Consider the following 14,581-nt stretch of genomic DNA (forward strand, 5'->3'; position numbering starts at 1 on the left):
AAAAGGACGAAGCAATGGCAGTTACCAACGATCACACCGTCAAGGCCTTCGACGAAGATCTGAACCGCCTCCGCGGCCTGATCAGCGAAATGGGCGGCCGCGCCGAACAGGCGCTGCTCCAGGCGATGAACGCGCTCAACAACGGCGACCTAGACCTCGCGGCGCAGGTCGTACGCGACGACAAGAAGATCGACGCACTCGAAGCCGAGGTCGAACAGCTTACGGTCCAGACGATCGCGCTCCGCGCGCCGATGGCCGACGACCTGCGCGAAATGATCGCGGCGCTGAAAATCGTCTCGGTCGTCGAGCGGATCGGCGACTATGCGAAGAATATCGCCAAGCGCGTCGCGCTGATGGACCAGACCCGCTCGATCGAGGCGATCCCGGTGCTGATGTCGATGTCGTCGATCGTCGCCGAACTGGTCCACGACGCGCTCGACAGCTTTGCGGCGCGCGACGCCGAGCTCGCGGTGCGAGTGACGGTTCGCGACAAGAATGTCGACGATTTCTACAACAGCATCTTCCGCACCCTCGTCACCTTCATGATGGAAAATCCGAAATATATCTCGGAAAGTGCGCATTTGCTGTTCGTCGCCAAGAACCTCGAACGCATAGGCGACCACGCGACCAACATCGCCGAGATGGTCTATTATGTCGTCACCGGCGAACGGATGGAGGAACGCGAACGCGGCGACCAGCCCGAAGACGGCGCCGCGGAGCAGGAGCAAGGCTGATGCCGCAGCCCGACCTGCTGCTGATCGAGGATGACGAGGCGATCGCCGAACTCATCGTCTGGCACTTTGCACGCGAAGGCTTTTCGGTCCGCCAGACCCCCGACGGCGAACAGGCGCTGGTCCTCGTCGAGGAACGCGTCCCCGATATCGTCCTGCTCGACTGGATGATCGAAAGCCTGCCCGGGATCGAAGTGTGCCGGCGCCTGCGCCGCAACCCCAAATCGGCGAATGTGCCGATCATCATGCTCACCGCGCGCGGCGAGGAGGAGGACCGCATCCGCGGCCTCGAAACCGGCGCCGACGATTATGTCACCAAGCCGTTCAGCCCGCGCGAACTGGTCGCGCGCGTCCAGGCGGTGCTCCGCCGCCTGCGCCCCGCGCTCGCCGGCGAGATGCTGAGCTATGCCGACATCGAACTCGATTCGGTCGCGCACAAGGTCGTTCGCGCCGGCCAGATCGTCGCGATGGGCCCGACCGAATTCCGCCTGCTCCGCCATTTCATGGAGCATCCGGGCCGTGTCTTCTCGCGCGGGCAGTTGCTCGACAGCGTCTGGGGCCAGGACAGCGACATCGAACTCAGGACCGTCGATGTCCATATTCGCCGCCTGCGCAAGGCGATCAACCTGCCCGGCACCGCGGACATCATCCGCACCGTGCGCTCGGCGGGCTATGCGCTGGATGCGGGCAAGGGCTGACGCGCCGCTCCATTTTGCGGTGGCTGGATGCGACCGCTTGATACAGGGGCCGGACGGAGGCGGCTTATCCCACATTCACTTCCCGTGAACGGTCTCCAACCATTCACGGGACCCGATAGCGGCAAATACCGCTTCTTTGGGCGCGGCGCCGAGCGGCAGCGCGATCACCGCTTCCGTGCATGTCCCGCCAATAAATATGCGCTCGCCGGCGAGCCCGTTATCAACCAAAGACTTGCGTGTCATCGCGAGCAAAACATCCGGCGGATGCTCCGGCGGCGATGCCGTGGAGCAAAGATAAACCGCGCCGTTGGGGGTCAGCTTCGCAGTCTCGATGACGTTCGAGAGCACGCGTGCGCGATCCTCCTCACTGCCGTCCGGCCCGTATCTCAGATAGAAAGGACCGTTGGCAACAATATCGGCCGACGCGAACGAACATTGCGCCAGCCCTGCAACGAATAGAGATAGAATTCGCAACGAGCGCATAGCTCGTCATCGTCCAAAATTTATCCCGCAGCAACGTCCGATTTCGGCTCATGCTGCTGCAGTCAAATAGGTTTGGGTAGGGAGCGCCCTTACCCCGGTTCCGCTTCTGTCGGACGACGTCGAGGCACCACCGACCGGCGTACAGCCAAGAGGCGTCCCGATTGCGCTCGACGCGAACGGCAAGAGGCGCGAAGTGCAGTGCCGTCCGAACCCCGGACGGCGCCCACCCGATCAGAAATCGACCTGCGTGCGCAGCCCGAACACGTCGGCCGAATAGTCGCGGTCGCCGGTCGCGCTGGCGATCGCGGCGTCGTTGATCTTCACCCGGCCGTAGTTGGCGGTGATCCGGATATAGTCGATCGGCGCCCACACCACGCCGATCAGCGCGGTGCGTTGACGCCCGCCGATGATCCCGCCGTCGTTGAGGTCGAGATGATCGTAGCGCGCGTTGATCTCGATCGCGCCGATACCGCCGTCGGTGATCGGCTTTGCCGGCTTCAGACGATCGAAGGCGCCATCCTTATAGCCGCGGCTTTCGCCGGTCAGCACCAAGCCCGCTTCGGCATAACCGCCGAAGAAGGTCGGATCGGTATCGCCCGTCCGCCGCATCGTCTGCCAGAAGCCTTCGCCCGCGGCATGGAACGGCCCCGAAACGATCGCGGCCTCCAGCCCCATCCCGCGCTCGCCGCTCGCGCCGAGGGCGCGCGTATCGACAAGGCGCAGGTCGGTGGTATGCGCGAACGGCCGCGACCGGTAGCGCAGCGTCGCCGCAGGGTCGTTCAGATCGCGCCAATGCGCCGAACCGCCGAGATGGAGCTGCGTATTGCCGAACTTCGGCATCCAGACGACGCGGCCGTCGACGCCGATGCTGTTGTTCGCATCGTCGAGCAGGTCGTTGGCATTGTCGCCGAACACGCCCGCCTGCACCAGCACCGCCTTGCCCTTATATTGCGTCGACAAGCCGACCCGGCGCTCGAGACCGAAGGCCTGGGTAAAGGCCGCACGTTCGGTGAAGCTGGTGAACAGGTCGCTGGTCATATCGTCGAGCGACGAAAAGGGCTTGAGCTGACCGGCGGTGACCGACAGCGGTCCGGGGCCGTAAGTCATATAGACATCGGTCAGTTCGACCGAGCTGTTCGCGATATCGGCTTCGACGCGATAGGAAAAGCCGCCGGGAATCTTGCCGTCGACGCCCAGATAGACACGGCGGAATTCGGTCTTGAGCCCGCCGCGCGCGCCGGTCACCCCGTCGGGGGCGTCGATGCCCGCGAGGTCGAGCTGGATCCGGCCGCGCGGCTTGAAGCTCCAGCCGTCGGCAGTCTTGATCTCGGGCGCCCCCTTCCAGCTGATTTCGGTCGCGGGTTTCGCGGTCACGGCGGGGGCGGCGGGCGCGGTCGGTACCGGAGCGGAGGCCGGCGCCTGCCCGGTTGCGGCGTCGAGCCGCGTTTCGAGCGTCTGGACCTGCGCCTTCAGCGCGGCAAGTTCGGCGCGCAGCGCGGCGGCTTCCTCGGCGCTCATCGCCTGCGCGTGGGCGAGCGTCGGGACGCCGAGCATCGAAGTGCCCAGCAGGGCGGCAGTCAGGAAGGAACGCATGGTTGTTGCTCCGTTGCGAAAGGGTGACAAACGGGGACCAGAACCCATGGATCGCACATTCGAGGCGTCGAAATGGCAAAGATATAGATTTCGCGTAGTCGCCGCGGGTGGCGGCGCTACCCGCAAGGTTACGCGGAAACTAAATCGACGCCATTTTGACGTCCCTTCGGGATTTGGCCGATTTTGCCCATGGCTGCGTCGGCAGGTCTTGAAATATCGACATATTCCTGCGCCCCGCCTCCTTGCCCTGAGCAAAATCGCTCCAAACCTCGAACGTGCGATCCATGGGTTCTGGTCCCGTGGCGCTGTTATGACCGGTTCGTGACAGATGCACGTCAATTGGATGACATTTTTGTTTCACAGATCGATTTTCGCACCCTCTTGCCAGCGAAGTGCGAACGGTTAAGGACGTTCCGGTTTTTTCGGGCAACCTTTCACGGGGCGCCCCTTCCGGGAGACCATCATGACGATCAAATTTGACGGGCGCGTTGCTATTGTGACCGGCGCCGGCGGCGGACTCGGTCGCGCCTATGCGCTCGAACTCGCGCGGCGCGGTGCCAAGGTGGTCGTCAACGACCTCGGCGGCGCGCGCGACGGCACCGGCCATTCGGACGCCGCGCTGCAGGTGGTCGAGGAAATCCGCGCCGCGGGCGGCACCGCCATGTCGAACGGCGGCAGCGTCACCGAATATGAGCAGATGGTCGAAATGGTCGCCAAGGCGAAGGAAGAATGGGGCGGCGTCCACGTCCTGATCAACAATGCCGGCATTCTGCGCGACAAGAGCTTCGCCAAGATGGAGCCTGCCGATTTCGACCTGGTTCTGAAGGTTCATGTGTCGGGCAGCGCCAATGTCACCAAGGCGTGTTGGGACATCATGCGCGAACAAGCCTATGGCCGCATCCTGATGACCGCATCGTCGACCGGCCTATACGGCAATTTCGGTCAGGCCAATTACGGCGCCGCCAAGCTCGGCCTCGCCGGGCTCACCAAGACGCTGCACCTCGAAGGCGCGAAGTATAACATCCGTTGCAACACGATCGCGCCGGTCGCCGGCACGCGGATGACCGAGGACATCTTCCCCGCCGAACTGTTCGAAAAATTCACCCCTGAAAATGTCGCGCCCGCCGCGCTGTTCCTCGTCAGCGAGGATGCCCCGACGAACATGATCGTCGGCGCGGGCGCCGGCGCGTTCCACGCCGCCTATGTCACCATGACCCCCGGCGTCGCGCTTCCCGAAGACGAGCGCACCCCCGAAGGCGTCGCGGCGGCGTGGGAGAAGATCATCGACCGCAACGGCGAAGTCGTCCCGCAATCGGGCAGCGAGCAGTCGATGGCCGTGATGCGCGCGCTGCAGGCGCTGGGCTGACGATAGACCCTCCCCGTCGCAAAGCGATGGGGAGGACTTGGCGCATCACTGTATTGACACACCAATACGCCAATGGCATAACGTCAGCGGGGCAAGGGGATCGGACAGAAGGACGACCCCGATGTATAGTGAAAGCGACCTGCAAGCCGCGGTCGATGCGAACGTCTTGACGCCGGAGGCCGCGCTGGCCTTTCGGTCGCATATCGCATCGGTTCGCGCGGCGCCGGGGGCGGATGAGGAATCATTCCGCCTGATTACCGGCTTCAACGATATTTTCGTCAGCATCGCGGCGGTGATCCTGCTCGTCGCGGTCGGCTGGATCGGCGCCTCGATCCATCCCGCGCTCGGCGGCGCCTTCGTCGCCGCGTCGGCGTGGTTCCTCGCCGAATATTTCACCCGCCAGCGCCGCATGGCGCTCCCCAGCATAGTCCTCGTCCTCGCCTTTTCGGGCGGCGTCTTTGCGACGATGGTCGGCTTCCTCGTCAAGCATGGCGAGGATATTTTCGGCAACAATCCGGGCGATACGGTCGGAGCGTTGCTGGTTGGCGGCATCGCGCTCGTCACCGCAGCGGCGACCTGGCTGCACTGGAAACGCTTCATGGTGCCGATCACCGTCGCCGCCGGAACCGCCGCGCTCGCCGCGACGGCTGTTGCGCTCGTGCTCGCGGTGACCGGCGTGCCGAGCCCCGACGGCACCCTGCCGATGATCCTCGTGCTGATCGCCGGTCTCGGCGTCTTCACCCTTGCGATGTGGTGGGACCGCAGCGACCGGGTGCGCCAGACGCGGCGCAGCGACGTCGCCTTCTGGCTTCACCTGCTCGCCGCGCCGATGATCGTCCATCCGATCTTCCACCTGCTCGGCGTTACGCAGGGCGACGATATCGGCAGCGGTGCGGCGATCCTTGTCGTCGGCATCTATATCGCTTTCGGGCTCGTCGCGCTGGCGATCGACCGCCGCGCGCTGCTCGTCTCGGCGCTCGCCTATGTGCTGTTCGCGATGACGCAGCTCTTCAACACCTTCGGCGCGGTCGAGCTCAACGTCGCGCTGACGGCGTTCGTCATCGGATCGGCGCTGCTGTTGCTGTCGGCCTTCTGGCAGAATGCCAGGGCCGCGGTGGTCGGGCTGCTGCCCGAAAATCTGGCCAACCAGTTGCCGGCAACGGCGCGGCCGGTCAGTCCCCAACCAGCTTCATAAGCTTGCGTTCGACGGGGGCGAGCACATTGGCAAGCTCGTCCCCGCGTTTCAAAATCGCCCCGGCTTCGGAGACAAGGGCCCACATGCCCTGCCGGCTCCGCAAGGCGGGGCGTTTTTCGATGCGATATTCGGGCCGCTCGGCGGTGCGGCGAAAGGCCGAGAAGATTGCGGCGTCGCGGTGGAAGTCCATTGCATAGTCGCGCCAGTGCCCTGCGGCGACCATCCGCCCATAGAGGTCGAGGATGCGCAGGAGTTCGGTGCGCTCGAAACCGGTCTGCTGCGGTGCCGCCCGGTTCGCGAACGGCAGAGGCGTCACCGTTCCCATCAGGCGCTATTCCGGCTCCCTTTGCGCCGCGGCGCCTGCTCTTCGGCAACCTCGCGCTCGGCAAGCAGCGCTGCGAGCTGCTTCTGCATCTGTTCGAGCTGGCATTGCAACAGTTCGACCTTCTGCGTCGCCGGGTCGAAGGTTTCACTGCACGGCGTGCCATAGGGCACGAATTCGCGCGCATATTCGGTTGCGTCGAGCAGCGTCGAGCGCGCCGGGATGCCGACCATCACGGCGCCCTCGGGCACGTCCTTGGTCACCACCGCATTGGCGCCGACCCGCGCACGCGCGTTGACAATGACGGGGCCGAGGATCTGCGCGCCCGACCCCACGATGACGTCGTTTGCCAAGGTCGGGTGGCGCTTGCCTGCGATGCCATTGGCGGGATCGGTCCCGCCCAGCGTCACGCACTGATAGATGGTGACATTGTCGCCGATCTCGGCGGTCTCGCCGATCACGGTAAAGCCATGATCGATGAACAGATGACGGCCGATCTTCGCGCCCGGATGGATGTCGATCGCGGTCAGCCAGCGCGAGAAATGATTCACGAAACGCGCGAGGAAGAACAGGTCCGCCTCGAACAGCCAGTGCGCGATGCGGTGCATCCCGACCGCCAGCAGGCCCGGATAAAGAAGGATTTCCCAACGCGAACGCGGCGCCGGATCGCGCGCCTTGATCGAATCGAGATAGGCGATCAGCCCGTTGAACATCCGTATGTCCCCTGCGACCCTATTTCTGTACCGGGCAAGATAGATGTTCGATGGCAGCATTTCCACCCCCGAGCGTGTTTTAATCGTCAGCGCCCGAACAGGCCGATACGGAGCAGCAACAGGCCCTCGCTGCGCCAGCGCCGCTCGCCATCGCGCGCGGCAATCGCCGCCGCCCAGCGGTCGAGCATCAGCAAGGCCTTGTTATCGCTGAAAGACCGAGTTTGCGGCGCGCTCTCGTTTCGCGCATTGGCGAAAAATTGCCTGGCATCGGCCATGCCTTGCTGGAGGCCCGCGCCCCACAGCAAACCCCAACGCGCACCGCCTTCGCCGCCCGACAGCGCGAACAGCGCTTCGCCGAACGCCGCCGCCGCGACGTTCCGCGCCGCTTCATCCTCGGCGAGCAGCATCGCTTCGGCGGCATCGACGAGCGTGTCGAGCCCTTCCTCGCCACTCCATGTCGCCTGCAGTTCGGCGAGCAAGGGCTCGCCCTTGGGCAGCGCCGCCGGGTCGCTCGCCAGCAACGCCGCCATGTCGCGCCACCAGGCGAGCTTGATCTGGCCGATCAGCGGCTCGCGTGCGTCATGCAGCAGCTTGGTCAGCCGTTCGGCCAGCGCCCAAAGCGCGGCGATGGCGGGGCGCCTCTCGCGAGGCACCGCCACCATCACGCGCGGATCGCGGATGTCCGGATAGCTGAGGGTTTCGGTAACAGCGTCCTCCATGGTCGGGCCGCTACCACCAGAACATCGTCATTGCGAGCGAAGCGAAGCAATCCAGAGCGGTTTACGCACACTCTGGATTGCCGCGTCGCTTCGCTCCTCGCAATGACGAGGATGTTCAAGCGCGATTGCAGACAGCCTTCACCGCCGCGATGACGCGCGGCGTATCGACGAGCGCCGCCTTTTCGAGATTGTGCGCATAGGGCAGCGGCACGTCCTCGTTGCACACGCGCATGACGGGCGCATCGAGATCGTCGAAGCCATGCTCCATCGCAACCATCGCGATTTCGCTCGCGATCGAACAGGTCGGCCAGCCTTCCTCGACGACGACGAGACGGTTCGTCTTCTTGAGGCTGGCGAGCACCGTCACCGTATCGAGCGGACGCAGGGTGCGCAGATCGATCACCTCGGCGTCGATCCCCTCGCCCGCCAGCGCGTCGGCGGCTTCGAGCGCCAGCCCGACGCCGATCGAATAGCTGACGATGGTGACATCGCTGCCCTGACGCATGATCCGCGCCTTGCCGATTGGCAGCACGAAATCATCGACCTCGGGCACCTCGAAGCTGCGGCCGTAGAGCAGCTCGTTTTCGAGGAAGACGACCGGGTCTTCGGTGCGGATCGCCGCTTTCAGCAGCCCCTTGGCGTCGGCGGCGTCATAGGGCGAGATCACGATCAGGCCGGGAACGCTGGCGTACCAAGGCGCATAATTCTGGCTGTGCTGCGCCCCGACGCGCGCCGCGGCGCCGTTCGGGCCGCGGAAGACGATCGGACAGCGCATCTGGCCCCCCGACATATAATTGGTCTTCGCCGCCGAGTTGATGATGTGGTCGATCGCCTGCATCGCGAAGTTGAAGGTCATGAATTCGATGATCGGCCGGAGGCCGCCCATCGCGGCGCCGGTGCCAAGCCCGGCAAAGCCATATTCGGTGATCGGGGTGTCGACGACGCGCTGCGCGCCGAACTCCTCGAGCAGCCCCTGCGTGACCTTGTAGGCGCCCTGATATTCGGCGACTTCCTCGCCCATTACAAATACGCGGTCGTCCTTGCGCATTTCCTCGGCCATCGCATCGCGCAGTGCCTCGCGAACGGTGAGCTTCGCCATTGCGGTGCCTTCGGGGATCGCGGGATCGGCGGCGCGTTCGGTCGCGGCAGGCTTTTCAACCGCAGGCGCAGGGCTCGGCGCGGGTGCCGGAGCCGGCTCGGCGGCCTTGGGGTCCTCGGCGGGCGCCGGTGCGGGCGCGGCCGCAGGTGCCGCCGCTTCTTCGCCCTCGCCCGTGATCGTCGCGATCACGGTGCCGACCTTCACATTGTCGGTTCCTTCGGCGACGAGGATCTGTCCGACCGTGCCTTCATCGACCGCTTCGAACTCCATCGTCGCCTTGTCGGTTTCGATTTCTGCCAGGATATCGCCCGACTTCACCGTGTCGCCTTCCTTGACGAGCCACTTGGCGAGCGTGCCTTCTTCCATCGTCGGCGACAGCGCCGGCATCTTCAATTCGATGGCCATCTCAATATTGCTCCACCAGCACGTCGGTATAAAGTTCGTGAAGTTCGGGTTCGGGCGCGCTTTCCGCAAAGTCGGCCGATTCCGCGACGATCTGGCGGATTTCCTTGTCGATATCCTTGATCTTGTCTTCGGTGATACCGGCGTCGACCATCAGCTTCTTGAGATGCTCGATCGCATCCGACTTGTCGCGCACCGCCTGCACCTCCTCGCGGCTGCGATATTTGGCGGGATCGGACATCGAATGGCCGCGATAGCGATAGGTCTTGAGTTCCATCAGCACCGGCCCCTTGCCCGCGCGCACCCATTCGAGCGCCGCTTCGGCGGCGCCGCGCACCGCGAGCACGTCCATGCCGTCGACCTGCATGCCGGGGATGCGGAAACTTTCGCCGCGGCGGTAGAGCTGGTCCTCGGCCGACGACCGATTGACCGACGTGCCCATCGCATATTGGTTGTTCTCGATCACGAAGATGATCGGCAGCTTCCACAGCTCGGCCATGTTGAAGCTTTCATAGACCTGCCCCTGGTTCGAGGCACCGTCGCCGAAATAGGCCATGGCGACGCCGCCGTCGCCGCGATATTTGTGCGCAAAGGCAAGCCCGGTGCCCAGCGACACCTGCGCGCCGACGATGCCGTGGCCGCCATAGAATTTATGCTCGACGCTGAACATGTGCATCGAACCGCCCTTGCCGCGCGAAATGCCCGCGGCGCGGCCGGTCAGTTCGGCCATGATCACCTTGGGATCGATGCCGTAGGCGAGCATGTGGCCATGGTCGCGATAACCGGTGATGACGCTGTCCTTGTCGCCATCGAGCGCCGACTGCAGGCCAACCGCCACGGCTTCCTGGCCGATATAGAGATGGCAGAAACCGCCGATCAGGCCGAGACCGTAAAGCTGCCCGGCCTTTTCCTCGAAGCGGCGGATGAGCAGCATCTCGCGGTAGAACTTCTCGAGTTCTTCGGGCGTGGCGTCATAGGGTGCGGGATCGCGCGGGGATTCGCGATTGGTCGCGGGAGCTGGGGTGGAAGCGACTTTTTTTGGCGCGGCAGTCTTGCGCGCGGGTGCTTTGGCCAAGGGAGGTTTCCTTTGCATTTAGCCGTTACGGCAAGGCTCCCTATAGGACCGCCATGTCATGCTTGGCAACGCCCCCGAACGGCGGCGCGCCATTGTCTTACGTATGCAGCAAAATAGGAAAAACTACCCGTAGCAGCGCTCAGGGTTTCGCGTCCGGCTCCATCGGAATGATCACCTCGTCCGGGTGATAGGCGCCGAGCTTCTCGCGCACATATTCCTCGGCGAGGTCGGGGTCGACGCGCCGCCGGTCGAGGAGGTTGACGCGGTTCTGCAGTTCGTTCTGCCGCTTGGTCAGCTCGGTCAGGACGACACGTTTCTTTTCGACCGACTGGCCATAGTCGCCCCAGGCATAAAGCCCGGTCGGACCAAAGATGATATAGCCGATCATCGCCAGTACCGCGATCACCGCCACCGCGGGGCCGACGGCCCGGTTCATCGATTTGCGGAATTTGTGGCGCTGCGTCATTTCGGCCCTTGAATCAGAGTTGATTCGTGGCGTCAAGGCGTCATTGCCGATCCTTCCACAGTATCCCGACGAAATATGCACAGCCTTTGCCGCTATTGCGACGAACGACACCTCGTACCACGGGACTCGCCGCTATTTTCGTTCACGATGCAACTGTGCCCCTTATCGCCCGTCGCAACCGGTACGCCCTTCGAGAAAATCAACGTCATCGAATGCGCCCCGCCCATGCTGGGCGGCATATGGGCTATGGGACGCAAAACGCGAAACACGTCACTTTTTTCGCGTTTCACCGCGCCCGAACCGACGAGTTGCGAGATTCCCATCTGACTGGGAAGCACGAGATATTTTTCGACCTTCGATTTCGAAACCACCTGCCGCGGATCGACCCTTACCAGCCCCGCCGGCCAATAGCGCACGGCATCGGCCCAAGTCGCTGCATCGAAACCCTTCGGCAACGCAGCGTCCGTTTCCCGGGCCGATGCGATCTGTCCCGACGGCAGGGAAATGCCCTGCGGCGAATAGGTCGCGAACACCGCGTCAGGCTCGCGCTGCAGAGAGGACCGGATCGAGGCGAGCGACCTTTGGGCATCGGGCTCGCCGAGTTGGCTGAAATAGTTCGGACATCCGGCCGGCGCGATCTGCACCTTGTCCGGCGAAACGCCGGTCACCCCCGAGGCCGACGTTCCGCCTGGCGCTGCCTTCAACGAAGACGCCACCACCTGGCGCACCCGGCCGGTCGCGCCGCGTAGCCGCCAGATCATCGATTCATAAGAGGTCAGGATCAAATAAAGCGGCCTCGAACCCGGCTCGATCGTCACGTCGATCAAATTGGTCTCGCTGTCCTGGCCGCCAATCACCGCCGACGAAATGGCCTGACCGTCATAGGTGCCAAAGACAAGCAGCTGCGCATCGGGCGGCAATGCCGCAAGGTTACAAATCGGAGCATTGCGCGCCGTCCGAATTTGCTGCAAGCGATCCGCGATTTGGGCATATTCGTCCTTCGACAGCGTCCCGTCGCCGTCGCTGTCGAAGCGTTTGAACAATTGTTCGGCGCGCGCGATCAATTCGACCGCAGTCAGCTTGCCGTCGCCGTCCGGATCCAGCGCCAGAAAGCCGTCGAACGAACGGTCGCGGCGGCCGCCGGGTTCGCGGTCCGCCGCTTCGCGCAAGGTCACGACGCCATCGCCGTCGGCGTCGTAAAGCCCCATCATCGCCTCGGCCTCCCGCGACCGCTGATCGGCGTCGCGGCCCGCCCCCAGTTCGATTTCCGCGCGCGTCACGCGAAAATCGCCGTCATAATCATATGACAGGATCTGCTGGATGTTCCGCGCCCGCTCCTGCGTTTCGCCCTGCAACCGCTGAAAATCGATGTCGGCCCGGTCGAGGCCGTCACCGTCCCGGTCGATCGCGCGAAGGCGGCTCACCACCTGGGCGATATATTGTTCGATATGGGTACCGGGGTTGAGTCCTTCGGCCAGCGGCTCGGCGATTTCGGCCAAGCCATTCTCTTGCGAAGCCTTCGCCACCGCCGCCACGACCACCGCGGTTGCCATCGCCGCCGCGCCCGCCACCAGAGCGCTTTTACCTTTGACCCGCATGCAGCTTTACCCCTGCCAAACCGGCCGATGACCGGCCGGCCGATTTATCAGCGCGGGGTTAACGCATGCTATCCGCGATCCATCCCATCAACCGAAAATCGCCGCTCCCGGATAGCGCGCCATGTCGCCCAGCTCTTCCTCGATGCGGATGAGCTGGTTGTACTTGGCGAGCCGGTCGGAGCGCGCGAGGCTGCCGGTCTTGATCTGGCCGCAGTTGGTGGCGACCGCGAGGTCGGCGATGGTCGAATCCTCGGTCTCGCCCGAACGGTGCGACATCACCGCAGTGTAGCGCGCGCGGTGCGCCATATCGACCGCGTCCAATGTTTCGGACAGTGTGCCGATCTGGTTGACCTTGACGAGCAGCGAGTTGGCGAGGCCGTCCTTGATGCCCTGCTCCAGCCGTAGCGGGTTGGTGACGAACAGATCGTCGCCGACGAGCTGGCACTTGTCGCCGACGAGGTCGGTCAGCGCCTTCCAGCCGGTGAAGTCGTCTTCGCTCATGCCGTCCTCGATCGAGTTTATCGGATAGTCGTTGACGAGTGCAGCGAGATAATCGGCCATCTGTTCGGGGCTCAGCGACAAACCTTCACCGCTGATCTCGTACTTGCCGTTCTTGAAGAATTCGGTCGCGGCGCAGTCGAGCGCGAGCACGACGTCGGTGCCGAGCTTGAAACCTGCCTGGTCGATCGACGCGGCGATAAAGTCGAGCGCATCGCGCGTCGAAGCGAGGTTCGGGGCAAAGCCGCCCTCGTCGCCGACCGCGGTCGCGAGGCCCTTCGCCGACAGGCCCTTCTTGAGCGTGTGGAAGATTTCGCTGCCCCAACGCACCGCCTCGGCGATGCTGCCGGCGCCGACGGGCATGATCATGAATTCCTGCACGTCGATCGGATTGTCGGCATGCTCGCCGCCGTTGATGATGTTCATCATCGGCACCGGCAGCGTGCGCGCCGAGACGCCGCCGACGTAACGATAGAGCGGCAGGCCGCGCGCATCGGCCGCGGCCTTCGCGGCGGCGAGGCTGACGCCGAGGATCGCATTGGCGCCGAGGCGGCTCTTGTTCGGCGTGCCGTCGAGGTCGATCATCGCCATGTCGATTTCGCGCTGGTCCTCGGCATCGAGGCCGATGAGCGCTTCGGCGATCTCGCCGTTCACCGCCGCGACTGCTTTGGTCACGCCCTTGCCGAAATAACGGCCCTTGTCGCCATCGCGCAGTTCGACCGCCTCGTGCGCGCCGGTCGACGCGCCCGAGGGCACCGCGGCGCGGCCGAAGCTGCCATCCTCGAGCAACACGTCGACTTCGACGGTCGGATTGCCGCGGCTATCGAGGATTTCGCGGCCGTGGATGTCGATGATGGCGGTCATGGTTCGGGTCCTGCTGATGGCCGCAGACGGGCCGGATGGGAAAGGCGCCCGCCTGTTATCGACGGCTTGCCGCTAGTGCAACCGTTCGATCGGCCGTGCAGGAATTTTGCTGGCCTATGGAACCATTGGGCCCGCCTTGCTATATATCCAGACAGGACCAAAGGGGACGTTCGCTGACGCGGCGCCCGACAAAAGAAGAAGAGGACAAAGCCGATGGCCAAAGCCGCTACTCCCGCGACGAAGAAAGTTGCCGCTCCCCGTCCCAAGGCGCCCGCGAAGGCCGCCGCCACCAAGGCCGCGCCCGCGCGCAAGCCTGCCGCGGCAAAGGCCGTCCAGGATCATCCGATCCGCGACCAGATCGCCGCGACGCGCGATACGATCAAGTCCGAAGCGTCAAAGAAGGCCGCCTCGCTGAAAGACGAAGCGACGGCGCTGAAGAACCAAGCCTCCGCCAAGGCGCGCGACGCCGCGACGAAGGGCAAGGACAAGGCGGCCGAGGCCGTCGGCAGCCTCGCCAAGCTGCTCGAGGACAGCGCCGGCACCGTCGATACGAAATTCGGCAAGCAATATGGCGACTATGCCCGTTCGGCTGCCTCGACCGTCGCCGGCCTTGCGACGACGCTCGACAAGAAGGATCTCGACGAGCTCGCCGCTTCGACCAAGGATATGGTCAAGAAGAACCCGGCGATCGCCGTCGGCGCCGCCACGGTGATCGGCTTTGTCCTTGCCCGCATGCTCAAGGGCTCGAACAACGGCTGA

General features: G+C 64.3%; 15 protein-coding genes. 5 read left to right on the plus strand and 10 right to left on the minus strand.

Translation table 11 applies throughout. The features are described 5' to 3' along the window. The first annotated feature begins 14 nt into the window (after positions 1-14). Together phoU and phoB are read left to right on the plus strand one after the other, a co-directional pair. Complete coding sequence (gene phoU / locus AN936_RS10030) at positions 15-734, plus strand: phosphate signaling complex protein PhoU (protein ID WP_054588027.1); 720 nt, start codon at positions 15-17, stop codon at positions 732-734. Further along, entirely contained in the window at positions 734-1,429 is a 696-nt protein-coding gene (phoB, locus tag AN936_RS10035) for a phosphate regulon transcriptional regulator PhoB (protein WP_054588028.1), read from the plus strand. The genes phoU and phoB overlap by 1 nt, the downstream gene beginning before the upstream one ends. Positions 1,430-1,504: 75 nt before the next feature. Here the strand turns inward: phoB and AN936_RS10040 are convergent, their stop codons facing one another. Together AN936_RS10040 and AN936_RS10045 are read right to left on the minus strand one after the other, a co-directional pair. After that, positions 1,505-1,912 carry a hypothetical protein gene (locus AN936_RS10040; protein WP_054588029.1) on the minus strand — a complete coding sequence of 136 codons (408 nt, stop codon included), beginning with the start codon at positions 1,910-1,912 and terminating at the stop codon, positions 1,505-1,507. A 231-nt stretch (positions 1,913-2,143) separates the two neighbouring features. Next, the gene (locus tag AN936_RS10045; RefSeq protein WP_054588030.1) at positions 2,144-3,505 is read right to left on the minus strand and encodes an OprO/OprP family phosphate-selective porin; all 1,362 of its coding nucleotides are present in this window, start codon (positions 3,503-3,505) and stop codon (positions 2,144-2,146) included. Between the two features lie 463 nt (positions 3,506-3,968). On the opposite strand from AN936_RS10045, the gene AN936_RS10050 reads away from it, so the two are divergent. Both AN936_RS10050 and AN936_RS10055 read left to right on the plus strand, forming a co-directional pair. Beyond that, positions 3,969-4,871, plus strand: a complete 903-nt coding sequence (locus tag AN936_RS10050; protein WP_054588031.1) for an SDR family oxidoreductase — start codon at positions 3,969-3,971, stop codon at positions 4,869-4,871. A 121-nt stretch (positions 4,872-4,992) separates the two neighbouring features. Beyond that, positions 4,993-6,066, plus strand: a complete 1,074-nt coding sequence (locus tag AN936_RS10055) for a hypothetical protein (protein WP_054588032.1) — start codon at positions 4,993-4,995, stop codon at positions 6,064-6,066. Here the strand turns inward: AN936_RS10055 and AN936_RS10060 are convergent. The 8 genes from AN936_RS10060 to eno form a co-directional block, all read right to left on the minus strand. Then, a complete protein-coding gene (locus AN936_RS10060) occupies positions 6,044-6,391 on the minus strand; it encodes a DUF2794 domain-containing protein (protein ID WP_054588033.1) in 348 nt (115 codons plus the stop codon). The two genes, AN936_RS10055 and AN936_RS10060, sit on opposite strands and share 23 nt — an antisense overlap. Continuing rightward, positions 6,391-7,101, minus strand: coding sequence for a serine O-acetyltransferase EpsC (gene epsC / locus AN936_RS10065; RefSeq protein WP_054588034.1), 711 nt, complete (start codon positions 7,099-7,101; stop codon positions 6,391-6,393). Before epsC ends, AN936_RS10060 begins: the two co-directional genes overlap by 1 nt. Before the next feature lie 86 nt (positions 7,102-7,187). Then, on the minus strand, positions 7,188-7,820 hold the full coding sequence (locus AN936_RS10070) for a hypothetical protein (RefSeq protein ID WP_054588035.1): 633 nt from the start codon (positions 7,818-7,820) through the stop codon (positions 7,188-7,190). A 115-nt stretch (positions 7,821-7,935) separates the two neighbouring features. Then, on the minus strand, positions 7,936-9,324 hold the full coding sequence (locus AN936_RS10075; RefSeq protein WP_054588036.1) for a pyruvate dehydrogenase complex E1 component subunit beta: 1,389 nt from the start codon (positions 9,322-9,324) through the stop codon (positions 7,936-7,938). 1 nt (position 9,325) lies between these two features. Further along, positions 9,326-10,396, minus strand: coding sequence for a pyruvate dehydrogenase (acetyl-transferring) E1 component subunit alpha (pdhA, locus tag AN936_RS10080; RefSeq protein WP_054588037.1), 1,071 nt, complete (start codon positions 10,394-10,396; stop codon positions 9,326-9,328). Between the two features lie 139 nt (positions 10,397-10,535). Further along, on the minus strand, positions 10,536-10,862 hold the full coding sequence (locus AN936_RS10085; protein WP_054588038.1) for an FtsB family cell division protein: 327 nt from the start codon (positions 10,860-10,862) through the stop codon (positions 10,536-10,538). Positions 10,863-10,954: 92 nt separating this feature from the next. After that, positions 10,955-12,460 carry an EF-hand domain-containing protein gene (locus AN936_RS10090; RefSeq protein ID WP_084758272.1) on the minus strand — a complete coding sequence of 502 codons (1,506 nt, stop codon included), beginning with the start codon at positions 12,458-12,460 and terminating at the stop codon, positions 10,955-10,957. Between the two features lie 87 nt (positions 12,461-12,547). Then, positions 12,548-13,822, minus strand: coding sequence for a phosphopyruvate hydratase (eno, locus tag AN936_RS10095; protein ID WP_054588040.1), 1,275 nt, complete (start codon positions 13,820-13,822; stop codon positions 12,548-12,550). Positions 13,823-14,035: 213 nt separating this feature from the next. Between eno and AN936_RS10100 the strand changes: the two genes are divergently transcribed. Next, a complete protein-coding gene (locus AN936_RS10100; RefSeq protein WP_054588041.1) occupies positions 14,036-14,581 on the plus strand; it encodes a hypothetical protein in 546 nt (181 codons plus the stop codon).

This window comes from Sphingopyxis macrogoltabida (assembly GCF_001307295.1).
GTDB classification, from domain to species: domain Bacteria; phylum Pseudomonadota; class Alphaproteobacteria; order Sphingomonadales; family Sphingomonadaceae; genus Sphingopyxis; species Sphingopyxis macrogoltabida_B.